Below are 22,312 nucleotides of genomic sequence, written 5' to 3'. Positions count from 1 at the left end.
CTACAGGTTCGTCCAGGTGGGCCGGCCGCCCAGCACGGTGGCGGCGACCGGCAGGGTGCGCAGCGCTTCGGCGTCCAGCTCCAGCGGGTCCTCGTCGAGGACGACGAGGTCGGCCGGGTCACCGGCCGTCACGTCCATCCGGCCGCGGGCGCTCGCGGACAGGGCCGCCTCGCGGGTGATCCGCTCGTCCGGGTGCCAGGGCTCGCGGCCGTCGCGGCTGCGCGAGACGGCGGCGCTGATCGCCACCCACGGGTCGAGCGGCGAGACGGGCGCGTCGGAGCCGAGCGCGAGGGTCGCCCCCGCGTCCAGCAGCGAGCGGAACGCGAACGCCCGGTCGCTGCGGCCCGCCCAGTGCGTGTCGGCGACGTCGCGGTCGTCCATGGCGTGCTCGGGCTGCACGCTCGCGACCAGGCCGAGCCGGCCGAAGCGGGCGAAGTCGGCGGCGGACACGAGCTGGGCGTGCTCGACGGTGCCCGGTATGCCCAGGCGCTCGAAGGCGTCGATCACCTGGGTGTTGGCGCGGTCGCCGATGGCGTGGACGGCCGCCGCGATGCCCGCCGCGTCCGCGCGGGCGAGCAGTTCCCCGACCCGCTCGGGTGCGACGGACTGCACTCCGCACGGGTGCGGGTGGTCGGCGGGCAGCCCCGGATAGGGGTCCCAGCACAGCGCCGTACGGGTGTTGAGGGAGCCGTCGACCACGATCTTGAGCCGCCCCATGGTGATGAGCCCGCTCGGTTCGAGGAGGTCACCGGTCCGCAGGCCGCGGCCGATCGCGTCGTCGAGCCGGGCGGGCCACACCGACGCCTCCACGCGCAGCGCGGTCACTCCGGCGGCGACCCGCTCGGGCCAGAAGCGGGTGATGTCGGCGTTCTCGAAGTCCACGATCCCCACGACGCCCCTGGCCGCGGCGGCCTGGGCCGCGGCCCGGTGGTCGGCGGCCTCGGGCCGGTGGTCGCGGTCGAGGACGTCGAGCGTTCCGATCCACTCGGTCTCGCGCAGCACGCCGTCCTCGGGCGGGCGCACGCCGAGGCGGCGCGCGGCGGCGGAGTTGAGCCAGCCGCAGTGCAGGTCGCCGGAGACGAGCACCAGGCCGCGGTCGGCCGATATAGCGTCGAGGGCGGCCAGGCTCGGGGCGTCGGGCCACAGCGCGTCCCGGAAGCCGTAGCCGACCAGGAGGTCGGACGCGGTGGCGGCCAGCGCGTCGCGCATGATCGTGGCCGCGTGCGCGGCGGACGTGGCGGGGGCGAGGTCGACCCGGCGGCTGCGGATGACCCACTGGTCGAAGTGGGTGTGGGCGTCCCACAGGCCGGGGCGCACGAAGCGCCCGTCGAGGTCGAGGGCCGCCGCCGACGGGAGGTCGCCGCCGGTCGGCGCGACGCTCTCGATCAGGCCGTCGCGCAGCACGAGGTCCCACTGCCCCGGGGTGCGCGGGATGCGCGCACGGCGCAGGACGAGGTCGGGCACGGGGCTCATGGGCGACCGCATCTCAGGTGTTCCTCCGGATCTCAGGGGTCTTCAGGGTCGAGGGGTGCCGTCGAGGTCGAGGCTGGTGTCGAGGTCGGGAGCAGCGTCGAGGTCGGCAGCGTCGTCGAGGTCGGCGGTGTCGTCGAGGGAAGCGTCGTCGAGGTCGTCGAGGTCGAGCGGCCTTCCCATCACGGGGATCGACCGCAGCAGTTCACGGGTGTAGGGATCGGCGGGGTCGGCGAGCACGGCGTCGGTGGGCCCGTGCTCGACGACGCGGCCGGCCCGCATGACGGTGACCTCGTCGCTCACGTAGCGCACCACGGCGAGGTTGTGCGAGATGAACAGCATGGTCAGGTGGAGTTCGCTCTGGAGCTCGCGCAGCAGATTGAGGACCACGCCCTGGACGCTGACGTCGAGCGCCGAGGTGATCTCGTCGGCGACGAGTACGGCGGGTTCGGCCGCCAGCGCCCGCGCGATGGTAATCCGTTGCCGCTGGCCGCCGGAGAAGCGGGCCGGTCGGTCGCCCGCCCGGGACGGGTCGATGTGGACGAGGTCGAGCAGTTCGCGGACCCGTGTCTCCCGGTCGGTCCGGTTGAGCCGCCGCCCGGTGGCGAGCAGGCCCTCCGCGACGGAGACGCCCACGGGCATTCGCGGGTCGAGCGCCGCGAGCGGGTCCTGGAAGACCATCTGCACCCGGCGGCGGGCCAGTCTGGCCTCGCGCGAGCGGGCGGTGAGGTCGACACCGTCGAGGCGTACGGTGCCCGCGTCGGCGCGCGCCAGTCCCACGGCGACCCGTGCCATGGTCGACTTGCCCGACCCCGACTCGCCGACGAGCCCGAGCGTCCGGCCGGAGCGGACGACGAGCGAGGCGTCGTCGACGGCGGTCTGGGCGGCCCGGCCGTGGCCGAAGCGCACCGTGACGTGGTCGAATTCGAGCGTGCTCACGCGGTCGCCTCCTCCTGTGTGGCGACGCCGACCACCGGCAGCGCGCGGGTCCTGTCGGTCGTCATGTCGGGCACGCAGGCGATCAGACCGCGCGTGTACGGGTGCCGCGCCTCGTCCAGCCGTCGCGCGTCCAGCCATTCGACCACCCCGCCGTCCCGCATGACGGCGATGCGGTCGCAGAAGCCGCTCACCAGGGCGATGTCGTGGGAGATCAGCAGGATCGCGGCGCCGGTCCGCTCGCGGGCGTCGCGCAGCGCGCGCATCACCTGCCGCTGCACCGTCACGTCCAGGGCGGTCGTGGGCTCGTCGGCGATGATCAGCCGGGGCGTCCCCATCAGGCCCATCGCGATCATGGCGCGTTGCCGCATGCCGCCGGAGAACTCGTGGGGCAGCTGCCGGATCCGCCGTTCCGGGTCGGGGATGCGCACCAGGGCGAGGGCGTCCAGGGCCCGCTTCGTCGCGGCGCCGCGCGCCACACCCGCGTGGATCTCGCTGGCCTCGGTGAGCTGCCGGCCGACGGTGAGGGCCGGGTTGAGCGAGGACAGCGGGTCCTGGAAGATCATCGCCTGTTCCAGGCCGAGCCTGCGGCGCTCGGCGGCCCTGGGCCGCCGTTCCATGTCGATGCCGCGGAAGACCAGGCGTTCGCTCTCCACCAGCGCCTCGGGGCCGAGCAGTCCGGCCAGGGCCATGGCGGTGACCGACTTGCCGGAGCCCGACTCGCCGACGATGCCGACGACCTCCCCCGGTCCGATCGTCAGGTCCACGCCGTGCACCCGCTGGACCAGGGAGCCGTCGTCGGCGCGGAAGGAGACCCGCAGGTTCTTCACCTCGGCGACGGCGTCGCCCTCGGCCGGGGTGACGCCCGCGCCGTCCGACCGGGGGCGTACGGCGTGCACGGTCCGGGCGCGGGACTGGCTGAGCACCTCGCCCAGCAGCGAGAACAGCACACCGGTGAGCACGATCGCGATGCCCGGCCCGATCGCCGCCATGGGCGCCGAGTAGATGCGCTTGGAGCCCTCGTTGAGCAGCCGTCCCCAGTCGTACTGCGTGGGTTGCACGCCCAGGCCGAGGAAGGACAGCGCGGCGAAGGAGAGCAGCGTGGCCGACGCGTGCGCGGCGATGTTGACGACCAGCGGCGGCAGGATGTTCGGCAGGACGTGCCGCCGCGCGGTGCGCAGCGGCGGGCTGCCGACCAGCCGCGCGGCGTGCACGTAGTCGGTGTTGGCGACCGACGAGGCGAGGGTGGAGACCAGGCGCGCGAAGACCGGGACGCCCGCGAAGCCGATCGCGAACATCGCGCCGCGCGCCGTCGCGCCCCAGATGACGGAGAAGAACAGCGCGAGCAGCAGCCACGGGAACGACAGCAGGATGTCGATGAAGGCGGTGACCAGGCGGCGCGGCGCGCGCGGCAGCACCGCGGCGACGATGCCGAGCACGACGCCGCCCGCGACGGAGATGCCCGCGGCGCCCAGGGTCAGCAGCACCGACAGGCGGGTGGCGACGACGGTGCGGGCGAACAGGTCGCGGCCGAGTTCGTCGGTGCCGAAGGGGTGGGAGAGGCTGACCGGTGCCTGGCGGCCCGCGATGTTCCGGGTGGTGGCCGCGTGGTCGAACACGAAGGGGCCGACGACCGCGGCGAGCACGACGAGCGTGAGACCGGCGAGTACGGCGATGCCCTGCGGGGTGAGGAGGGTACGGCGCAGCATGGTCATGCCTCCGCGATCGTCGAGCGCGGGTCCAGGATCGCGATGGCGAGGTCCACGACGAGGTTCGCCCCGAGGACGAGCAGCGCGTACACGAGCACGATCCCCTGGATCAGCGGGTAGTCCTTGGCCGTGATCGAGGAGACGATCGTGGACCCGATGCCGGGCACGGTGAACACCGTCTCCACGAGCACGGTGCCCGCGACGAGTCCGACCAGCACCACGCCGCCCGCGGTGAGGGTGGCGGTGACGATGTTGGGCAGCGCGTGCCGCAGGTACAGCAGCCGGCCGGGCAGCCGCTTGCTGCGCGCGGTGGTCAGGTACGGGGCGTCCAGCACGCGCAGCATCTCGATGTGCACGATCCGGGCCAGGTAGGCCAGCGGCCCGATGGCCAGCGCGAGCACGGGCAGCACCGCCTGGCCGGGCGTGCCCCATCCCGCGGGCGGGAAGAGCGGCAGGCCGACGCCGAGGGTCGCGATGAGCAGCACCGCGAGCAGGAAGTTCGGGATCGCGATGAGGATGCCGAGCAGTCCCGACACCCCGAGGTCGAGGAAGCGGCGGCGACCGCTCCGGGCCGAGACCGCCGTGGCGACGCCGATCGGGAACGCGCCGACGACGGCGACGAGGAAGGAGATCACGGCCAGCAGCAGCGTGGTGGGCAGCCGCTCGCCGAGGATCTGGGAGACTGGTCGCTGCGAGGTGATCGACGTACCGAGGTCGCCGTGCAGCAGCGCGGTGACGTAGTGGGTGAACTGGGCCCACAGCGACTGGTCGAGGCCGAGCTGCTGGCGCAGCGCGTTCACCGTCGACAGCGGGGCGGTGGGCCCCAGGGCCGCTCGTACCGGGTCGCCCGGCACGAGCTGGACCATGAAGAACGACGCCACCAGCACGACGGCGAACGAGATCGCCGCGCGACGCAGTCGTTGCAGGACGAATTCGAGCCTCGGCGATCCGGCCAGGAGCCGGGGGCGCCCGGCCCGAGCGGCGGCCGGTTCGGCCTGCTCGGGGGGCGCGGCGGTGGTGACCGCGTTCGAAGGGATCGTCATGCCGTCAGCCCAGCATGCGGATGGTCGTCGGCGCGATGCCCCAGGGCACGTCGGCGGTGGCCTTGTTGAAGAAGGTCGGCGCCGCGGTCTGCGCGAGGGGGTAGGCGTCGGCCCGGTCGATCAGTTCCTTCTCCGCGCTCTGCCACAGGTCGCACGCCGCCGTGGTGTCCTTGGCGGTCATCGCCTGCTTGGCCAGGTCGTCGTACGCGGGGTTGCGCACGTCCATGAAGTTGTAGCCGCCCTTCTCGCTGGTGGCGCCGAGGAAGAACAGGCTGAGCGTGGAGGGCTTGTTGGGGGCGAGCTGGATGAAGCCGGTGTCCCAGTCGTAGGACTGGTAGAGGTCGGTGGACCAGCCGGTCGGGTCCTCGGCGACGAGCTTGGTGTCGACGCCGATCTCCTTCCACTCGGCCTGGATCTCCTCGGCGGCGGCGGAGTGGCTGGGCGTGCCCGCGTCGTACAGGAAGCGGATGGTCAGCGGCTTGCCGTCCTTGGAGCGCTTGCCGCCGGAGCCTGCCGGGTACCCGGCCTCGTCCAGCAGCGCGCCGGCCTTCGCCTTGTCGGTGGCGGGCAGCGTCCACTTCGGGCCGCCCTTGACGCACAGGAACGGCGCCTGGACGACCAGCGACTTCATCTCCTCGGAGTGGCCGTTGGTGACGAGGTCGCCGACCGAGGAGCGGTCGAGGGCGAGTGTGAGCGCCTTGCGCACGCGCTCGTCGGAGGTCGGCCGGCTGGAGCGCTCGTTGAAGAGCATCTCGCCGATCGGGTTCGGCACGCCCTTGGACGCCAGCTTGGCGGCCTGGAGGCGGTCGCGGTCGGTGCCCGCCACGCCTGCCGCGTTGAGTCCGCCGGACAGCAGCAGGTTCGCCGCCGTGGACTCGTCGGTCACGACCTTCCCGACGACCTTGTCGGGCAGCCCCTTGGTGCTGCTGGTGACGCCCTGGGGTCCCCAGGTGTAGTCGGTGCGCTTGGTGTAGACGTACTCGTTGCCCGCCTTGGCGGTGGTCAGGTGGAACAGCGCCGTGCCGTTGGTCGCGTTCTTCAGCGAGTCGGGCTTGTCGAGGCCGCCCTGGCAGACCATCTCGACCTCGCCCGTCATGCTGAGCAGGAACGGGTTGCTGGTCTTCGAGGTGATCGTGAGCTTGTTGCCCTCGGCCGTGGCCTTCATGTCGGCGGTGACGTCGGAGCCGTGCCAGAAGGTGCCGTGCTTGGCGTCCGCCTGGTAGGTGATGTTGTTCGCGGCCGTCGCGGCCGTGAACGTGCTGCCGTCGGAACAGGTGACGCCGTCCTTGAGGGTGTACGTCACGGAGGTGGGGGTCTGCGTCCAGCTCTGCGCGAGCCACGGCAGGGACTGGCCGTCCCCCGAGGTGTAGACGAGCGATTCGTAGGCGTACGGCACGAGCTGGCGCTGCACGAGCGAGACCCCGGTGAGCGGCGAGAGGCTGCCCGGGTCGTCGTTGAGCCCGACGTTGAACGTGCCGCCGGAGACGTACGAGGTCGGGCCTGCGCTCGCCTTGGCGCCGGAGCCTGAGCCGGAACCGCAGGCGGCGAGCGTTACGGCCGCGACCGCACATGCCGCGACCGCGACGGACGGCTTGAGGTGCTTCCTGGTCATTGCTGTCGTCCTTTGGTTCGACGCGGTGCGGGACGGGAGCCTGGTCGATGGGGCCGGGCGGCCCCGGGTACTCCGAGGCCCTGGGTCCGAGGCTAGAAAGCCCGGATACACCCGACAATGTGCCGACGACGCAGAGAATCGTGGCGCACTGTGCTGTGAACACAGTGGCCGGCACCACATCGGCTCGTGACCGCGAGCCGTCCGGGTACCGGTGTCCCCGCACCCGCGCCGGGTACGGGCCGCTCGAAAGCCGCCCCGGCGCGGTGATCTCCCTGGAGACGATGCAGGAGCGGGCTCCGCACTTCAAGCCCCGACGGCATCGACATGTGCCGCGACCAGCGGTTCAGCCGCCGCCGCTGTGCTCCTCGTAGGCGGCGACGACCTCTTCGGTCGGGCCGTCCATCAACAGCTCGCCCTTCTCCAGCCAGATCACGCGGTCGCAGGTGTCGCGGATGGAGCTGTTGTTGTGACTGACGAGGAAGACGGTGCCCGCCTCCTTGCGCAGCTCCCTGATCCGGTCCTCCGAGCGCTTCTGGAAGGCGCGGTCACCGGTGGCCAGCGCCTCGTCGATCATCAGCACGTCGTGGTTCTTGGCCGCCGCGATCGAGAACCGCAGCCGGGCGGCCATGCCGGAGGAGTACGTCCGCATCGGCAGCGAGATGAAGTCGTCCTTCTCGTTGATCCCGGAGAACTCGACGATGCCGTCGTACCGCTCGCGCACCTCCTCCTGGGACATGCCCATGGCCAGGCCGCCGAGGATGACGTTGCGCTCGCCGGTCAGGTCGTTGAGCAGGGCGGCGTTGACGCCGAGCAGGGACGGCTGGCCGTCGGTGTAGACCCGGCCGCGGTCGGCGGGGAGCAGGCCCGCGATGGCCTTGAGCAGGGTGGACTTGCCCGAGCCGTTGGAGCCGATGATGCCGATCGCCTCACCGCGGTAGGCCGTGAAGGTGACGCCCCTGACCGCGTGCACGGTGTGGACGTTCGGCGAGGCCCTGCGGGAGACCAGCCGGTGCAGCGCGGAGGTCGCGTTGCCCCGGCCGGTGCCCGCGCCGTAGATCCGGTAGACGACGTGCAGTCCGTCGACGATGACGGTGGGCACCAGGGGCCGGACCAGGCGCGGGGCGACCTCCGGGGCGATCTTCGGGTCCAGGGCGGCGGCCAGCTCGGGGGCCAGGCCCCTGGCGCTGTTCGGGACGGCGTTCAGCGCGGTCTCCTGCGTTGCCTCGTCCGTTGGTTCAGCCACGGCCGTACTCCTCCTCCGACGACCAGAAGAACGCGTACCCGGCGCAGGCGGCCACGGCCGCCCAGCCGACCGCGAGCGGCCAGATGTGCGGCGGGAGCTGTTCGCGGGTGACGCTGTCGATCAGCGCGAAACGCATCAGACCGACATATACCAGGGCGGGGTTGACGTTGAGCATCACCGCGACGGCGTGCGGCGCGCCGACGGTGAACCGGGAGAGGTCGTAGAAGACCCCGGAGACGTACATCCAGGTCCGCAGCACGAAGGGCAGCACCTGGGCGAAGTCGGTGGTCCTGGCGCCGACGCGGGCCAGGCCCAGGGCCAGCCCCGCGTTGAAGAGCGACTGGAGGGCCAGCGCGGGGACGGCGAGCAGCCAGCGGGTGGTGACCGGGATGCCCTCGGCGACCACGATGACCGAGAGCACGCCGAGGGAGAGCAGGAGCTGCCGGAGCTGGAGCAGGGTGGCGGCGATCGGCAGGCAGGCGCGCGGGAAGTGCAGGGCGCGGACGAGTCCGATGTTGTCGGTCAGCGAGCGGGCGCCGCCGAGGACGGCCGACTGGGTGAAGGTGAACACGAAGACCCCGGTGCACAGGAACGGGATGTAGTCCGTGACGCCGCGGCCCGCGCCGAGCAGCAGTCCGAAGATCAGGAAGTAGACGGCCGCGTTGAGCAGCGGGGTGAGCACCTGCCAGAGCTGGCCGAGGCGCGCGTCGCTGTAGAGGGCGGCCTGCCGGGCACCGGCGAAGGCGGTGACGAAGTGGCGGCGGGCCCAGAGCCGCCGGGTGTACTCCACGATTCCGGGGCGGGCGCCGCTGACGGTCAGGCCGTGGGCGGCGGCGAGCGCGGCGGGAGCGAGGTCCGCGGGGCCCGGCCGAGCGGGTGCGCGCGGGGCGGTGATCACGGCGGGAGAGGCGACGGGCATGGGCGGCTGCCTTCGGGTGACGGGCATGGGGAGACACCTGCGCAACGACGGAACGGGCCCGTATCGTCGTCACGGTCGACGGTAGAGCAGTCGTGGGATGGAACGCAACCGTTCCGTCGTCACGTCGGGTTAGGATCGCTCGCATGACCGACTCCGCCGAGGCCGCTTCTCCGTCCACGACGACCGGCGGTCCGCGCCGCGCCCCGGCGGGCGCCGCCGTGCTGCGCGAGGACGTCACCGAGGCGATCCGGGCGGCCGTCTTCGCCGAACTGGCCGCCGTCGGCTACGGGCGCATGTCGATGGAGGGCATCGCCCGGCGCGCGGGGGTCGGCAAGGCCGCCGTGTACCGCCGGTGGCGCTCGAAGCTGCCGCTGGTCCTCGACATGGTGTCCGACTTCGCCGCGCAGGGCCTTCCCGTGCCCGACACCGGCACGCTGTACGGGGACGTCCGCGCCCTGCTCGACGTCAGCGCGCGGGCCCTGCGGCATCCGGTCGCGGCGCAGATCATCCCCGATCTGCTGGCCGAGGCCGCTCGCAGTCCCGAGCTGGCCGACACGCTGCGCACCGCGCTGCGTGAGGCCCAGGGTGGGATCACCGTCGCCGTCATACGCCAGGCCGCCGCGCGCGGCGAGCTGTCCCCCAGCGCCGATCCCGAGCTCGCCCTCGACCTCATCGCGGGCCCGCTCTATTGGCGTCTGGCCGTCATGCGCGCCGCCTACTCCCGAGCGCAGCTCGACGCCCTCACCTCAGCCGTCGTCGCTGCGCTCCAGGCTTCCACGTAGCCCGTACGTCCGCCCCCACCCCGCCGCCGCGCTCCCGGCTCCCGCGTAACCACCGGGCCTCCGGCCCGGACCCCACAGGATCTGCCCCGCTGGGGCCGGTCCGCACAGCGCACCACCGCCGCGGCCGGCCGCGCAGTTCCCCGCGCCCCTAAAAACCCGCCGCACCCAGCCGAGCACCCTCGCCCCCGAAGGGCCGCGGGGAACTGCGCGAGCAACCACGACGCACCGGCACCCGGCGAACACCCGGCCGGGCTACGGCGCGCGCCCGAAGGGGCGCGGGGAACTGCGCGAGCAACCACAACGCACCGGAAGTCGGCGAACACCCGGCCGGGCTACGGCGCGTGGCCGAAGGGGCGCGGGGAACTGCGCGGGGAAGCCATCACCGGCGGGTGGTCGGGGGGATGCGGCAAGCACCCCACCGGGGCCGGTAGTGACCGGCAGGTCGAAGGCCGTCCACGTGCCGGTGGTGACCGGCAGGTCAAACGGCGTCCCCGTGCGGGAGCACCACGGTGCGGTGGGCGTGGTCGCCCGCCACGTCCGCCGTGGGGGCGGCGGCGATCACGAGGATGCCCGCGGCGGCGACCCCGCGGAGGCGGGCCCAGATCCGGCCCTCGGCCGGAACGGCGAGGTCGGCGGGGTCGACCAGGAGGACGTCCGGGGCCGGGATGAGAGCCAGGGCGACGGCCAGGAGAAGCTGGTCGCAGACCCCCAGGTGTTCGAAGCGGGCGCGGCGGGGGATGACGCCGGGCCGCTCCGAGTCCGGGTGGTCGGCCAGGGTGAGCCCGGCGGCGGCCAGGGCTTCGTGGATGCGGCGGGCACCGACACGCAGGCCCGCGTGGACGGCCGCCAGGTCGAGGAGTTCACCGACGCGGTCGTACGGGTCGGGGGCCCCGGGGCCGTACACCCGCGCCACGCCGGTCCTGCGCCCGCCGGGCCGCAGCCCGCGCCCGAGCGCGACCAGCATCGCGGTGCGTTCGGGACCCGCGGGGCCGATGACGGCCAGGAGTTCCGAGGCAGATACGGCGGCGGGCGCGACGCCGTGTGCGGGGGCGCTGTGCCCGGTCACTGTCACCACGCCGTCCCCTTCCTTCGTAGAGGCGAGCAATCCGCCCATATCTACCAAGGAAGGGGGCGTTCAGCGGCGCGGCACTCCGGAGAGCGCCGCCGTACGCGGCCGGGCCGCCGGCCGTACGCCGTCCCGGACGAGCACCAGCAGGGCCACGTCGTCGGCGGGACGGTCGGCCGCGTGCCGCAGGACGGCGGCGCGCAGGTCCGCGGCGACGGCGCGGCCGGACAGCGGGGTGCCGGGGCGTACGTCGGCCGCGTCGGCCAGGGCGTCGGCCAGCGGGAAGAAGACGCCTTCGGCGTCCCGCGCGTCCTGCATGCCGTCGGTGCAGAGCAACAGCCCGTCGCCGGGCGGCACATGGCCGGTGGCGGCCGGTGCGGCCGTCCGCGCCGGGTCGAACAGGCCCAGCGGCGGCAGGGGTTCGCCGATCGGCAGCGGACCGGGCGCGGCGTCGAGCAGATACGGCTGCGGGTGGCCGCAGTTGACGATCCGGTAGGCGCCGTCGTCGGCGAGCTCGACGAGTTGGAGGGTGGCGAATTCCTCGGCGACCGGATCCTGTGGCGGGACACCGGCCGCCGCCGGGTGCTCACCGCGGGTCCGCTCCCGCAGATGGCGTCGCAGGGCCCCGTCCAACCGCCGCAGCACGCCCGCCAGTTCGGGTTCCTGATGGGCCGCCTCGCGGAAGCTGCCGAGCAGCGCGGCGACCATGCCGATCGCGGGCAGGCCGTGGCCGCGCGCGTCCCCGATGAGCGCCCGCACCCCGAACGGCGTGGCCAGCACCTCGTAGAAGTCGCCGCCGACGTGAGCGCCCCGGCTGGCCGACACGTACTCCCCCGCCACCGTCCAGCCGCCCGCTCTGCGCGGCAGCGGCCGCAGCAGCACCTGCTGGGCGGCGACGGCGATCTCCCGCGTACGGTCCAGCTCGTCGCAGAGCAGCGACCGGCGGCGGGCGGTCCACATCGCCGCGGCTATCACCGCGACCGCGGTGGCCGCGGCGCCGAGCACCGGGCCGGAGCCGTCGAAGGAGTCGTCGGCCAGTTCCGCGCCCAGCACGCCGAGCGCCAGCAGCCCGCTGCCGAACACCCAGAGCCGCCGGGCACCCGCCGCGCAGGCCACCGCGGGAGTCACGGCGAGGGCGGGCAGCACGTCCGCGCCTTCGGACAACTGCCAGGTGAGCACGCCCATCACCGCCACCCACACGGCGGGTACCAGCGCCCACGGCACCCTTCGCAGCGCACGGACTGCCCGGTTTCGGATCATCCGCCCGGCTCCCCCCAGAAGCCGCGGTCGCGGCAGCGTCGGAGCCGCGGCCCGCATGCCCGGCTCCCGCATCCCGACCGATTCTGGCCATTCCCCGCGCACAAGTGGCCCGCCGAACGGGGTAATCACTCGAATGAGCGACGAAACCCTTGAGCGCTCCCCGAAAGACGAAGGGGGGCCGCCCCGGTGCGTCCGGGACGGCCCCTCTCTCGGGTCCTGCGCGCCGTCAGGCGCCGCGCAGCACCGCCCCGGTGAGGGCGTGGGCGCTGGCGACCGCCGCGTCACGCGCCGCCGTGGTCTCCTCGGCCGTCAGCGTGCGGTCGGGGGCCCGGAAGCGCAGCGCGTAGGCGAGGGACTTGCGGCCCTCACCGATCTGCTCGCCGGTGAAGATGTCGAACAGCCGGAGCGATTCGAGGAGTTCACCGGCGCCGTCGCGCAGCGCGCGCTCGACGTCGGCGGCCGGGACCGAGGAGTCGACGACGAGCGCCACGTCCTGGGTCGCCACCGGGAAGGTGGACACCCGCGGCCCGGTGGGCCGGTCGCCGCCCGCGCGCTCGACCTGGTCCATGTCCAGTTCCATCGCGCAGGTCCGCTCGGGCAGGCCGAGCGCCTTGGTGACCCGCGGGTGCAGCTCCCCCGCGTTGCCCACCAGCGTCTCCTGACCGTCGACCACCGCGTACAGCGCGGCGCAACGGCCCGGGTGGTAGGGGGCGTGCTGGTCCTGGCGGACGCTCAGCTCGACCCCGGCCTCGCGGGCCACGGTACGGGCCGCCTCGACCGCGTCGGCCCAGGTCGCCGGGTGTCCGGCGCCCCACCAGCCGCTACGGTCGCGGGCGCCGCAGAGCACGACGGCGACCCGGCGGGGCTGGTCCGGCAGCGCCTCCTGGAGCCGCGCGATCTCCGCGTCCGTCGGACGGCGGTCGACCGCGAGACGCGGCGGCGTCTTCTCCGCGCCGGTCGGCAGGAAGACCAGACCGGCCTCGAAGAGCGCCAGGTCGTGCGTGCCGCGGCCCAGATTGCGGCGCAGCGTGGCCAGCAGGCCGGGCAGCAGCGTCGTGCGCAGACCGGGCTCGGTGTCCGAGAGCGGGTTGGCGACGGTCACCGTGCGGCGGCGCGGGTCGTCCGCGTCCAGCCCGAGCTGGTCGAAGACCTCGGCGCTGACGAAGGGGTAGCTCGGCGCCTCCACGTATCCGGCGCCGGCCAGGGCCCGGCCGACCCGGCGGCGCAGGAGCTGCGACTCGGTCAGCCCGCGTCCGGCGGGCGGCTTGGGCAGCGTCGACGGCAGATTCTCGTAGCCTTCGAGCCGGATGACCTCTTCGGCGAGGTCGTTGGGGAAGGCCAGGTCGGGGCGCCAGCTCGGCACGGTGACGATCAGCTCGTCGCTGCCGTAGACGTCGCAGCCGATCTCCTGGAGGCGGCGGACGACGGTCTCACGGCCGTACTCGGTGCCCGCGACGCGGTCCGGGTGGTCGGCGGCCATCGCGACGGTGCGCGGGGCCGACGGTGAGACGACCTCGGTGACGCCGGGGTCCGCGGTGCCGCCCGCCAGGCCCGTCAGCAGGTCGACCGCGCGCTGGGCCGCGGCCGAGGTGGCCTGCGGGTCGCTGCCGCGTTCGAACCGCTTGGACGCCTCGGAGCCGAGCTTGTGGCGGCGCGCGGTGCGGGCGATGGTGACCGGCGCGAAGTGCGCGGCCTCGATGACGATCTCGGTGGTGCCGGTGACGACGCCGGTCTCCGGGTCGGTGGCGGGCGCGGCGATCTCGGTGTTCGCGCCGCCCATCACGCCCGCGAGGCCGATCGCCCCGGAGTCGTCCGTGATGACCAGGTCCTCGGGGTCCAGCGTGCGCTCGACGCCGTCCAGCGTCGTCAGCTTCTCGCCGGGCAGCGCGCGGCGCACTCCGATCGGCCCTTCGATCCGCGAGCGGTCGTAGGCGTGCAGCGGCTGGCCCAGCTCGAACATCACGTAGTTGGTGATGTCCACGGCCAGCGAGATCGGCCGCATGCCGACCTTCTGGAGCCTGCGCTGGAGCCAGATCGGCGACCGCGCCTCGGGGTCGAGACCGGTGACCGTACGGGCGGTGAAGCGGTCGCAGCCGACCGGGTCGGCGACCTTGACCGGGTAGCCGAACGCGTTGGGCGCGGGCACGTCGATCAGCGCCGGGTCGCGCAGCGAGACGCCGTACGCGATGGCCGCCTCGCGGGCGACGCCGCGCATCGACAGCGCGTAGCCGCGGTCCGGCGTGACGGCGATGTCCAGGACCTCGTCGACCAGTTCGAGCAGCTCGACGGCATCGGTGCCCACCTCGTGCTCGGGCGGCAGCACGATGATGCCCTCGTGGTCGTCGCCCATGCCCAGCTCCTGCGCGGAGCAGATCATGCCGTGCGAGACATGGCCGTACGTCTTGCGCGCGGCGATCGCGAAGTCGCCGGGCAGCACGGCGCCTGGCAGCACCACGACGACCTTGTCGCCGACCGCGAAGTTGCGGGCGCCGCAGACGATCTCCTGCGGCTCGCCGGTTCCGTTGGCGTCGCCGACGTCGACCGTGCAGAAGCGGATCGGCTTCTTGAAGCCCTCCAGCTCCTCGATGGTCAGCACCTTGCCGACGACCAGCGGGCCCTTGAGCCCGGCGCCGAGCTGTTCGACGGTCTCGACTTCGAGACCGGCGGAAATGAGCTTGGCCTGGACGTCGCGGCCGGTCTCACCGGCGGGCAGTTCGACGTACTCCCGCAGCCAAGAAAGCGGGACCCGCATCAGATCTCCATCCCGAACGGAAGGGTGAAGCGCACATCACCCTCGACGATGTCTCGCATGTCCTCGACGCTGTGGCGGAACATCAGCATCCGCTCGATGCCGAAGCCGAACGCGAAACCGCTGTACTTCTCCGGGTCGACGCCGCAGGCGGTGAGCACCCTGGGGTTGACGACGCCGCAGCCGCCCAGCTCGATCCAGCCCTCGGAGGAGCAGGTGCGGCAGGGGCGGTCGGGATTCCCGACCGAGTCGCCGCGGCAGACGTAGCAGAGCATGTCCATCTCGGCGGACGGCTCGGTGAACGGGAAGTGGTTGGGCCGCAGCCGCGTCGTCATGCCCTCGCCGAACAGCGAGACCACCATGTGGTCGAGGGTGCCCTTGAGGTCGGCCATGGTCAGGCCCTCGTCCACGGCGAGCAGTTCGACCTGCGCGAAGACCGGGGTATGGGTGGCGTCCAGCTCGTCGGAGCGGTAGACGCGGCCCGGCGCGATCACGTAGACGGGCAGCTCGCGCTCCAGCAGTGCGCGGATCTGCACCGGGGAGGTGTGGGTGCGCAGCACCACGCCGGACTCGCCGCTGCCGCCGGGGCCCTCGACGAAGAAGGTGTCCTGGGTCTCGCGGGCGGGGTGGTCGGGCGGGAAGTTGAGGGCGTCGAAGTTGAACCACTCGCTCTCGACCTCGGGACCCTCGGCGACCTCGTAGCCCATGGCCACGAAGATGTCCTCGATGCGCTCGGAGAGCGTGGTGAGCGGGTGCCGCGCGCCGACCGGGCGCCGGTCGTAGGGCAGCGTGACGTCCACGGCCTCCTCGACCAGCACGCGGGCGTCGCGCTCCGCCTCCAGCTCGGCCTGCCGGGCGGCCAGCGCCTTGTTGACCGCGCCGCGCGCCTGGCCGACGCGCTTGCCCGCCTCCGCCTTGGCCTGCGGCGGCAGCGCGCCGATCTCGCGGTTGGCGAGCGCCAGCGGCGAGGCGCCGCCGGTGTGCGCGGTCTTCGCGTGCGCGAGCGCGTCGAGGTCGGTGGCGGCGGCGACGGCGGCCAGCGCCGCGTCGCGCATCCGCTCGATCTCCTCCGGCTTCAACGCCTCGACCTCCACAGGGTCGTACGACTTGTTCGGTGCCGACATCTTTTCCCGTTCCGCAGTGGATGGTGGTGGGGGCGCCTCCCAGGACGGAGTCTCCGAGTGGAGGCTCTGCCCGACCGGACACATACCGAAGCCCGATTCTACCGGCGCCGCGTGGACCGCCTGATCACGCCCGTCGGGGGTCCGCCGGGACGACATCCCCGGCGAACGCTCTGCCCGCGCGGCCGGTCAGGCCATGAAAGCGGGTGCCCCGACGGGCAGAATAAATCGGAACTGGGCGCCGCCGCCGGGGGCCCTGCCGACGGAGATGGTGCCGCCGTGCGCCTCGACGATGCCCTTGACGATGTACAGCCCGAGGCCGGTGCCGCCGCGCTTGCTGCCCCGCCAGAAGCGGGTGAAGACGCGGCCCATCGACTCCTCCGGAATGCCGGGGCCCTCGTCGCTCACGGTCACCGCTGTGCCGGTGCAGCTCCGCTCCTGCGCGGAGAACGAGGGCTCTACGTCGATGGTGACAGTCCCCTCGCCGTGCCGCACCGCGTTTTCCAGCAGATTGCCGAGGACCTGGTCGACCTTGTCGGGGTCGGCCCACAGCGCGGGCAGCGGCTGGGTGACCCGCACCCGGAAGCGGTCGGCCCGCTGGCCCGCGGCGACATGGCCGTCCACGTGGCGCTGCACGGCCGCCGCCATGTCCACCGGCTGGCGGCGCACTTCCAGGCGGCCGGAGTCGATCCGGGAGATGTCGAGGAGTTCCGCGATCAGCCGGGTGACCCGGTTGGCGTCGGCGTCGACGGTCTCCAGCATGAGCTTCTTCTGGTCGTCGGTGAAGCGTTCCCACTTGGCGAGCAGGGTGGCGGTGAAGCCCTTGACCGAGGTGAGCGGCGAGCGCAGTTCGTGCGCGACGGTGGCGATCAGCTCGGCGTGGCTGCGTTCGGTACGGCGGCGGGCCTCGGTGCCGCGCAGCGAGACCACCAGACGGCGCACCGGTCCCGTGGGGTATTCGCGCACGTAGCGGGCGGCGACCAGCACTTCGCGTCCGCCGGGCAGCAGCAGATTGCGTTCCGGCTGGCCGACCCTGATGGCCAGGCCGCCGTACGGGTCGGTGAGCGCCCACCAGCGGCGGCCTTCGAGGTCTTCCAGCGGCAGCGCGCGCTCCACGGATTTGCCGAGCACGTCGCGCGGGTGCAGGGCGGTGATCCGGGCGGCGGCGGCGTTGAAGGCGATCACCCGGCCGCGCTCGTCGGCGACCACCAGGCCGTCGGGGAGGTCGTCCGGGTCCAGGCCCAGGGAGTCGACGCCGAACGGTTCCGCGCCGAGCGGGCGGGCGGCGCGTGCCGCGGTGTCCCGCGATTCCGCTTCGTGGCCCGCGGGCCCCGGGGTCCGCGGTCCCGCGGAGCGCGCGGTCCGGCCCAGGACGGCGCTGCGCGCCTCGTCCTCTGGCACCGTCACATCCATCCCCGCCACTCCCCTTTCAGGGCCCCCGGGCCGCCACCCTACTAGGTGGATGTGACGCTGCGGCACCCTCCGGGCGCGCGCTGCGCCCGCGCGGAGGCGTAGAGGCAGACGGCGGCGGCCGTCGCGAGGTTGAGGCTTTCGGCGCGGCCGTGGATCGGGACGCGGACGACCTCGTCGGCCAGCGCGCGGGTCTCCTCGGGCAGGCCCCACGCCTCGTTGCCGAAGATCCAGGCGGTGGGGCCGTTCATGGTGCCCTCGTCCAGCTCGCCGTCCAGGTCCCGCCCGCCCGCGCCGTCGGCGGCCACCACCCGTACCCCGGCGGCCCGCAGTCCTGCCACGGCGGTGTCGACGGGCACGCCGACGGCGACCGGCAGGTGGAACAGGCTGCCCGCGGAGGCGCGTACGGCCTTGGGGTTGTACGGGTCCACGGACGCGTCGGTGAGCACCACCGCGTCGGCGCCCGCGGCGTCGGCGCAGCGCAGCACCGTACCGGCGTTGCCGGGGTCGCGGACGTTGGCGAGCACGGCGACCAGCCGGGGCCCGGCGCGCAGGATCTCCTCGAACGGCGAGTCGAGGAAGCGGCACACACCAACCAGACCTTGCGGGGTGACGGTGTCGGAGATCTCCGCCATCACCTCGGGGGTCGCGGTCAGTACGGGCGCGCCGACGGTACGGGCGGCGGCCACGATGTCGGCGTGCCGCTCGGCGGCCTCCGGTGTGGCGTACAGCTCGACCAGGGTCCTGCCGCCCTCGGTGCCGGGGTGCGCGATGGCCTCCCGTACGGCCTGCGGTCCCTCGGCGAGGAAGCGGCGCTCCTTGCCGCGGAAGCTGCGCTTGGCCAGCCGGTGCGCGGCGGTGACGCGCGTCGAACGCAACGAGGTCAGCTCGGGGGCTGGCATGGGTGACTCGCCTTCCGGATACGGGGGAAGCGGGCATGGCACAGGCCCGCAGGGGACAACCACCCGCGGGCCCGGAACCGTACCGTGAACAGGGCGCGTGTCGGCGTCAGGCCGCCTTGGGCGCGTTCACGTCGGAAGGCAGCGCCTTCTGGGCGACCTCGACCAGCGCCGCGAAGGCGTTCGCGTCGTTGACGGCCAGCTCGGCGAGGATCTTGCGGTCCACCTCGACGTTGGCGGCCTTCAGGCCCTGGATGAAGCGGTTGTAGGTGATGCCGTTGGCGCGGGCAGCGGCGTTGATCCGCTGGATCCAGAGCTGACGGAAGTCGCCCTTGCGCTTCTTGCGGTCGTTGTAGTTGTAGACCAGGGAGTGGGTGACCTGCTCCTTGGCCTTGCGGTACAGGCGCGAACGCTGACCGCGGTAACCGCTGGCCTGCTCGAGGATTGCCCGGCGCTTCTTCTGGGCGTTGACTGCCCGCTTGACGCGTGCCACTTGATAACTCCTTCTAGGGGACCGCGGTGATGCTCACACGGTCCGAAAGCGAATGAGGTCCCGGATCGGAACGGCGTGCCCCCGTCGGGGCACCGCCGTCACTTGCCGAGAAGCTTCTTGATCTTCTTGGCGTCCGACTTGGCGACCTCGACGGTGCCGGTGAGGGCGCGCGTCTTGCTGGACGGCTTGTGCTCAAGCAGGTGGCGCTTGCCGGCGCGCTCGCGCAGCACCTTGCCGGAGCCGGTGATCTTGAAGCGCTTGCTCGCACCGCTGTGCGTCTTGTTCTTCGGCATGGCGCCGTAGTCTCCTCGTCGCTGGCCCTCCCGTCCGCCGGTGGGCGCACGGAGAGCGTCAGTCCTGCATTACGGCCCGGAGCCGGAGGCTCCGGGGTGTTCGTCTCGTCTCAGGCGTCGGCCTGGGCCTCGTCCGGCACCTCGACGTCGTCGTGGGACACGGCCTCGTCGTGGGAGACGTCGTCGTCGTCGGCCGGGGCCTCACCCAGGCGGCTGGCCTTGCGGGCGGCCTGCGCCTCGCGGGCCTCGGCCATTGCCTCGGTCTTCTTCTTGTGCGGACCGAGGACCATGATCATGTTCCGGCCGTCCTGCTTCGGGTTCGACTCGATGAAGCCGAGGTCCTGGACGTCCTCCGCGAGCCGCTGCAGCAGCCGGTAACCCAGCTCCGGCCGGGACTGCTCGCGACCACGGAACATGATCGTGATCTTGACCTTGTCACCCTGCTTGAGGAACCGGACGACGTGACCCTTTTTGGTGTCGTAGTCGTGCGGGTCGATCTTCGGCCGGAGCTTCATCTCCTTGATGACCGTGTGCGCCTGGTTCTTGCGCGCCTCACGGGCCTTCATGGCCGACTCGTACTTGAACTTCCCGTAGTCCATGAGCTTGCACACGGGCGGACGGGCGGTCGCCGCGACCTCGACCAGGTCGAGGTCGTACTCCTGCGCAAGCTCCAGGGCCTTCGCAAGCGGCACGATGCCGACCTGCTCGCCGCTGGGACCGACAAGTCGAACCTCGGGAACGCGAATCCGGTCGTTGATGCGGGGCTCGGCGCTGATGGGGCCTCCTCGGTTGCACCACGCGGCTGACTGGCCGACAGCCGCGCATGAGTCTGTCTGGTTCTTCCGACCCCGTACCCAAGGCGCAAAAAACGCCCCGTACGGTACACAGGCGGGGCTCCTCACAACCGGGGAGCACCGCCGCGTTATTCCGCGGGGCGCATCGGACGGTGCCCGGTGGTGTCATGCTGACCGGAAACCGTCTGACCGGGGACCCGTCGGCCGAAAGGCCAACCAGGTGGGAGATCGGAGCCTCCACTTGATGGCCGGGACACACGGGTGCCCGGCCGGTCGTTCTCCCACCATACCAAAGGCTGACCGAAGCCCGTAATCCGCCGGACGGGGCATATCGTGTGCGGCATGAGCGACGAACAACAGACCCCGGACTTCGACAGCCTCACCCGCGACATCGCGGATGTGCCCGCCGTCGAGGTGATCACCACGGTCGCGGTGCACCTGATGAGCGCCGCCGCGGTGAATCTGGGGCTGGCCGAGGAGGGCCCGCAGCACAAGGACCTGGACGAGGCCCGCAAGCTCATCCAGGCGCTGGCCGGTCTGGTGACGGCGAGCGCCACCGAGATCAGCTCCTTCCACGCGGCCCCGCTGCGCGACGGGCTCAAGTCGCTCCAGCTCGCCTTCCGCGAGGCGTCGCTGGTGCCGGACGAGCCGGGCCAGGGGCCCGGCGAGAAGTACACCGGGCCCGTCTACGTCTGACCTCTGCCGCCGAGGGGGTCCGGGACCGGCGCGGCCGGTGCCGGGCGGCGCGGCCCGCGGGACCTCATGACGCCTCGGTCGCGCCGTCCCCCTTGTCGGCCAGCGCCTCGTCGACGGCGGCGGCCCGCGCGGCCTTGGCGGCGACCAGCGCCGGGTGGGTGACCTGGTGGACCAGGGCGGCGAGCGCGCCGCCGATCAGCGGGGCCACGATGAACAGCCAGAGCTGCGAGAGCGCCGGGCTGCCCGCGAAGAGCGCGGGGCCCAGGCTCCGCGCCGGGTTCACCGACGTGCCGGTCAGCGGGATGCCGACCAGGTGGATGACGGCGAGCGCCATACCGATGGGCAGGCCGTCGAAGCCGACCACCGCGACCCGGTGGGTCACCGCGAGCACCACGAAGACCAGCAGGAAGGTCAGCACCACTTCGGCGATGAAGGCACCCGCGGTGTTGATGCCGACCGCGGACCGGTAGCCGTAGCCGTTGGTGCCGAAGGCGCCGTGCGTCTTGAGACCCGGCACCTGCTTGGCGACCAGCAGGAGCAGCGCGGCGCCCGCGATGGCGCCGAGGAACTGCGCGATCCAGTACTCGACGGCGGTGCGCACCGTGATCCGCCGGGCGACGAGCATGCCCAGCGTGACGGCCGGGTTGACGTGGCAGCCGGATATGGGGCCGAAGGTGTAGGCCAGCGCGAGCAGGACGAAGCCGAAGGCCAGCGCGATACCGAGGGTGCCGATGTACTCGCCGGACAGCACGGCGGCCCCCACGGCGAAGAAGACCAGCAGGAGCGTGCCGAGGAATTCACAGGTCACTGTTCGCTTGTCCATCGGACCTCCTTGTGACGAGCACAGCCTGCTCACGCCATTCTCGGCCTTGCTGATGAAATCCACATCTCGGGTAATTTAGGGCAAATGAACCGGTCCGGACGGCGTTCTGGAGCGGTGCCGACCACCCGAAGGGCGTCGGCTCGACGCACGAGGTCCAGCGCACGAGGTTCAGCGCGCGGGTCTCAGCTCACGGGTCACAGCGCCCGAGGCTCAGTTCATGGGTCTCAGCGCGCGAGGCTCAGCTCACGGGTCTCAGCGCGCGAACAGCGGCTCGCCCGGCAGTACGGCGCCCGGCGGCAGCAGTGCCAGGTCGAGGCCGCGCACCAGGCCAGCCCGCAGCACCTCGTCGGCGGCCAGCGCGGCGGCGATCCTGCGCCCGGTCTCCTGGACGTCGGCGTCCGGCGCCAGCACCAGGCCGAGCGTGCCGTCGCCGTCGGTCCCCGGCGTCAGGTGCGCCCGTACGACACCGGGCTCGGCGGCCACCGCGGCCCGCAGCGCCTCCCGTACGGCGGGGTCGGCGGTCGGGTCCGCGCGGCCGGGCCCGAGGGCGGCGGCGCGCAGGGCGGGTCCGGTCAGTTCGTACGTGACCGGCCCCGCGAGGTCGATCAGCAGCGTGTCGGCCCCCTCGTGCGCGAGCGCCTGGAGGGCCTGCGACAGCGGTACGGCGACCGGCCGCGCCTCCGGCCGCCAGCGGGCCAGCGCCGCCACGGAGGTGAAGGCGGGCAGCGCCCGCCGCCCGTCCGGCGCCTGGATCGTCGGCACCGCCATGTCGCTGCTCTTCTCGCGGCGCAGCCCGTCCTCGCCGGTCTCGGCCTCGCCGAGCACCGCGACCACCGGCACCAGCAGCCGGGCCCCGTGCAGCGCGGCGACCACGGCCGCCTCCGTGCCGGGGTCCCGCGCGTAGCCGGTCAACGCGTCGGCCAGTGCCGCGTCGGCCGAGCCGTCGTCGTCGGAGAAACCGGGGTCGGGGATGTTCTTCAGCGCCACCCCGGAA

20 protein-coding genes are annotated in these 22,312 nt (G+C 72.9%); 2 read left to right on the top strand and 18 right to left on the bottom strand.

Features of this window, described 5'->3' with window-relative positions; all coding sequences use genetic code 11:
- The 7 genes from ACZ37P_RS26480 to ACZ37P_RS26450 form a co-directional block, all read right to left on the bottom strand.
- The gene (locus ACZ37P_RS26480; RefSeq protein ID WP_467348932.1) at positions 1-1,485 is read right to left on the bottom strand and encodes an amidohydrolase; all 1,485 of its coding nucleotides are present in this window, start codon (positions 1,483-1,485) and stop codon (positions 1-3) included.
- A 30-nt stretch (positions 1,486-1,515) separates the two neighbouring features.
- Positions 1,516-2,409 carry an ABC transporter ATP-binding protein gene (locus ACZ37P_RS26475; protein ID WP_355332840.1) on the bottom strand — a complete coding sequence of 298 codons (894 nt, stop codon included), beginning with the start codon at positions 2,407-2,409 and terminating at the stop codon, positions 1,516-1,518.
- A complete protein-coding gene (locus ACZ37P_RS26470; protein WP_467348930.1) occupies positions 2,406-4,121 on the bottom strand; it encodes a dipeptide/oligopeptide/nickel ABC transporter permease/ATP-binding protein in 1,716 nt (571 codons plus the stop codon). Before ACZ37P_RS26470 ends, ACZ37P_RS26475 begins: the two co-directional genes overlap by 4 nt.
- The gene (locus ACZ37P_RS26465; protein WP_402712395.1) at positions 4,118-5,158 is read right to left on the bottom strand and encodes an ABC transporter permease; all 1,041 of its coding nucleotides are present in this window, start codon (positions 5,156-5,158) and stop codon (positions 4,118-4,120) included. Before ACZ37P_RS26465 ends, ACZ37P_RS26470 begins: the two co-directional genes overlap by 4 nt.
- Before the next feature lie 4 nt (positions 5,159-5,162).
- A complete protein-coding gene (locus ACZ37P_RS26460; RefSeq protein ID WP_391160979.1) occupies positions 5,163-6,770 on the bottom strand; it encodes an ABC transporter substrate-binding protein in 1,608 nt (535 codons plus the stop codon).
- Positions 6,771-7,113: 343 nt separating this feature from the next.
- Positions 7,114-7,869 carry an ABC transporter ATP-binding protein gene (locus ACZ37P_RS26455; RefSeq protein WP_391046702.1) on the bottom strand — a complete coding sequence of 252 codons (756 nt, stop codon included), beginning with the start codon at positions 7,867-7,869 and terminating at the stop codon, positions 7,114-7,116.
- A 136-nt stretch (positions 7,870-8,005) separates the two neighbouring features.
- Complete coding sequence (locus ACZ37P_RS26450; protein ID WP_467348927.1) at positions 8,006-8,959, bottom strand: ABC transporter permease; 954 nt, start codon at positions 8,957-8,959, stop codon at positions 8,006-8,008.
- 116 nt (positions 8,960-9,075) lie between these two features.
- Here ACZ37P_RS26450 and ACZ37P_RS26445 point away from each other — a divergent pair, with 116 nt between their 5' ends.
- The gene (locus ACZ37P_RS26445) at positions 9,076-9,714 is read left to right on the top strand and encodes a TetR/AcrR family transcriptional regulator (RefSeq protein ID WP_355332851.1); all 639 of its coding nucleotides are present in this window, start codon (positions 9,076-9,078) and stop codon (positions 9,712-9,714) included.
- A 478-nt stretch (positions 9,715-10,192) separates the two neighbouring features.
- Here ACZ37P_RS26445 and ACZ37P_RS26440 read toward each other — a convergent pair whose 3' ends face one another.
- The 9 genes from ACZ37P_RS26440 to infC all read right to left on the bottom strand — a co-directional run bounded on the left by ACZ37P_RS26440 (position 10,193) and on the right by infC (position 19,781).
- Positions 10,193-10,789 (bottom strand): hypothetical protein, encoded by a 597-nt coding sequence (locus tag ACZ37P_RS26440; protein ID WP_467348925.1) that lies wholly within the window; start codon positions 10,787-10,789, stop codon positions 10,193-10,195.
- A 60-nt stretch (positions 10,790-10,849) separates the two neighbouring features.
- Entirely contained in the window at positions 10,850-12,004 is a 1,155-nt protein-coding gene (locus ACZ37P_RS26435; RefSeq protein WP_467348924.1) for a PP2C family protein-serine/threonine phosphatase, read from the bottom strand.
- A gap of 262 nt (positions 12,005-12,266) precedes the next feature.
- The gene (gene pheT, locus ACZ37P_RS26430) at positions 12,267-14,792 is read right to left on the bottom strand and encodes a phenylalanine--tRNA ligase subunit beta (RefSeq protein ID WP_467348922.1); all 2,526 of its coding nucleotides are present in this window, start codon (positions 14,790-14,792) and stop codon (positions 12,267-12,269) included.
- Positions 14,792-15,913 carry a phenylalanine--tRNA ligase subunit alpha gene (gene pheS / locus ACZ37P_RS26425; RefSeq protein WP_401721248.1) on the bottom strand — a complete coding sequence of 374 codons (1,122 nt, stop codon included), beginning with the start codon at positions 15,911-15,913 and terminating at the stop codon, positions 14,792-14,794. Before pheS ends, pheT begins: the two co-directional genes overlap by 1 nt.
- A gap of 186 nt (positions 15,914-16,099) precedes the next feature.
- The gene (locus ACZ37P_RS26420; protein ID WP_391161384.1) at positions 16,100-17,155 is read right to left on the bottom strand and encodes a sensor histidine kinase; all 1,056 of its coding nucleotides are present in this window, start codon (positions 17,153-17,155) and stop codon (positions 16,100-16,102) included.
- A gap of 209 nt (positions 17,156-17,364) precedes the next feature.
- Complete coding sequence (locus ACZ37P_RS26415; RefSeq protein WP_401721246.1) at positions 17,365-18,222, bottom strand: TrmH family RNA methyltransferase; 858 nt, start codon at positions 18,220-18,222, stop codon at positions 17,365-17,367.
- Positions 18,223-18,328: 106 nt separating this feature from the next.
- On the bottom strand, positions 18,329-18,712 hold the full coding sequence (gene rplT, locus ACZ37P_RS26410; RefSeq protein ID WP_018564305.1) for a 50S ribosomal protein L20: 384 nt from the start codon (positions 18,710-18,712) through the stop codon (positions 18,329-18,331).
- 98 nt (positions 18,713-18,810) lie between these two features.
- Positions 18,811-19,005 carry a 50S ribosomal protein L35 gene (rpmI, locus tag ACZ37P_RS26405; RefSeq protein WP_327291998.1) on the bottom strand — a complete coding sequence of 65 codons (195 nt, stop codon included), beginning with the start codon at positions 19,003-19,005 and terminating at the stop codon, positions 18,811-18,813.
- A gap of 110 nt (positions 19,006-19,115) precedes the next feature.
- The gene (gene infC / locus ACZ37P_RS26400) at positions 19,116-19,781 is read right to left on the bottom strand and encodes a translation initiation factor IF-3 (protein ID WP_355333576.1); all 666 of its coding nucleotides are present in this window, start codon (positions 19,779-19,781) and stop codon (positions 19,116-19,118) included.
- Between the two features lie 360 nt (positions 19,782-20,141).
- Here infC and ACZ37P_RS26395 point away from each other — a divergent pair, with 360 nt between their 5' ends.
- On the top strand, positions 20,142-20,495 hold the full coding sequence (locus ACZ37P_RS26395) for a DUF1844 domain-containing protein (RefSeq protein ID WP_188281368.1): 354 nt from the start codon (positions 20,142-20,144) through the stop codon (positions 20,493-20,495).
- A gap of 64 nt (positions 20,496-20,559) precedes the next feature.
- On the opposite strand, the gene ACZ37P_RS26390 is transcribed toward ACZ37P_RS26395, so the two are convergent.
- Both ACZ37P_RS26390 and ACZ37P_RS26385 read right to left on the bottom strand, forming a co-directional pair.
- Positions 20,560-21,318: an MIP family channel protein gene (locus tag ACZ37P_RS26390; protein WP_355332870.1), complete on the bottom strand. Its 759-nt coding sequence runs from the start codon at positions 21,316-21,318 to the stop codon at positions 20,560-20,562.
- Positions 21,319-21,570: 252 nt separating this feature from the next.
- Entirely contained in the window at positions 21,571-22,305 is a 735-nt protein-coding gene (locus ACZ37P_RS26385) for an SseB family protein (RefSeq protein ID WP_401857778.1), read from the bottom strand.
- Positions 22,306-22,312 lie beyond the last annotated feature (7 nt).

The sequence above is a fragment of the Streptomyces sp. NPDC024632 genome (genome assembly GCF_055559175.1).
This window is presented reverse-complemented; position numbering and strand designations above follow the sequence as displayed.

Excerpts from the sequence above, each read along its gene's own strand:
- ACZ37P_RS26465 (WP_402712395.1), bottom strand. The coding sequence starts at position 5,158 with ATGACGATCCCTTCGAACGCGGTCACCACCGCCGCGCCCCCCGAGCAG.
- ACZ37P_RS26470 (WP_467348930.1), bottom strand. The coding sequence starts at position 4,121 with ATGACCATGCTGCGCCGTACCCTCCTCACCCCGCAGGGCATCGCCGTA.
- ACZ37P_RS26460 (WP_391160979.1), bottom strand. The coding sequence starts at position 6,770 with ATGACCAGGAAGCACCTCAAGCCGTCCGTCGCGGTCGCGGCATGTGCG.
- ACZ37P_RS26480 (WP_467348932.1), bottom strand. The coding sequence starts at position 1,485 with ATGCGGTCGCCCATGAGCCCCGTGCCCGACCTCGTCCTGCGCCGTGCG.
- pheS (WP_401721248.1), bottom strand. The coding sequence starts at position 15,913 with ATGTCGGCACCGAACAAGTCGTACGACCCTGTGGAGGTCGAGGCGTTG.
- ACZ37P_RS26390 (WP_355332870.1), bottom strand. The coding sequence starts at position 21,318 with ATGGACAAGCGAACAGTGACCTGTGAATTCCTCGGCACGCTCCTGCTG.
- ACZ37P_RS26445 (WP_355332851.1), top strand. The coding sequence starts at position 9,076 with ATGACCGACTCCGCCGAGGCCGCTTCTCCGTCCACGACGACCGGCGGT.
- ACZ37P_RS26450 (WP_467348927.1), bottom strand. The coding sequence starts at position 8,959 with ATGCCCGTCACCCGAAGGCAGCCGCCCATGCCCGTCGCCTCTCCCGCC.
- rpmI (WP_327291998.1), bottom strand. The coding sequence starts at position 19,005 with ATGCCGAAGAACAAGACGCACAGCGGTGCGAGCAAGCGCTTCAAGATC.
- ACZ37P_RS26395 (WP_188281368.1), top strand. The coding sequence starts at position 20,142 with ATGAGCGACGAACAACAGACCCCGGACTTCGACAGCCTCACCCGCGAC.
- pheT (WP_467348922.1), bottom strand. The coding sequence starts at position 14,792 with ATGCGGGTCCCGCTTTCTTGGCTGCGGGAGTACGTCGAACTGCCCGCC.
- ACZ37P_RS26415 (WP_401721246.1), bottom strand. The coding sequence starts at position 18,222 with ATGCCAGCCCCCGAGCTGACCTCGTTGCGTTCGACGCGCGTCACCGCC.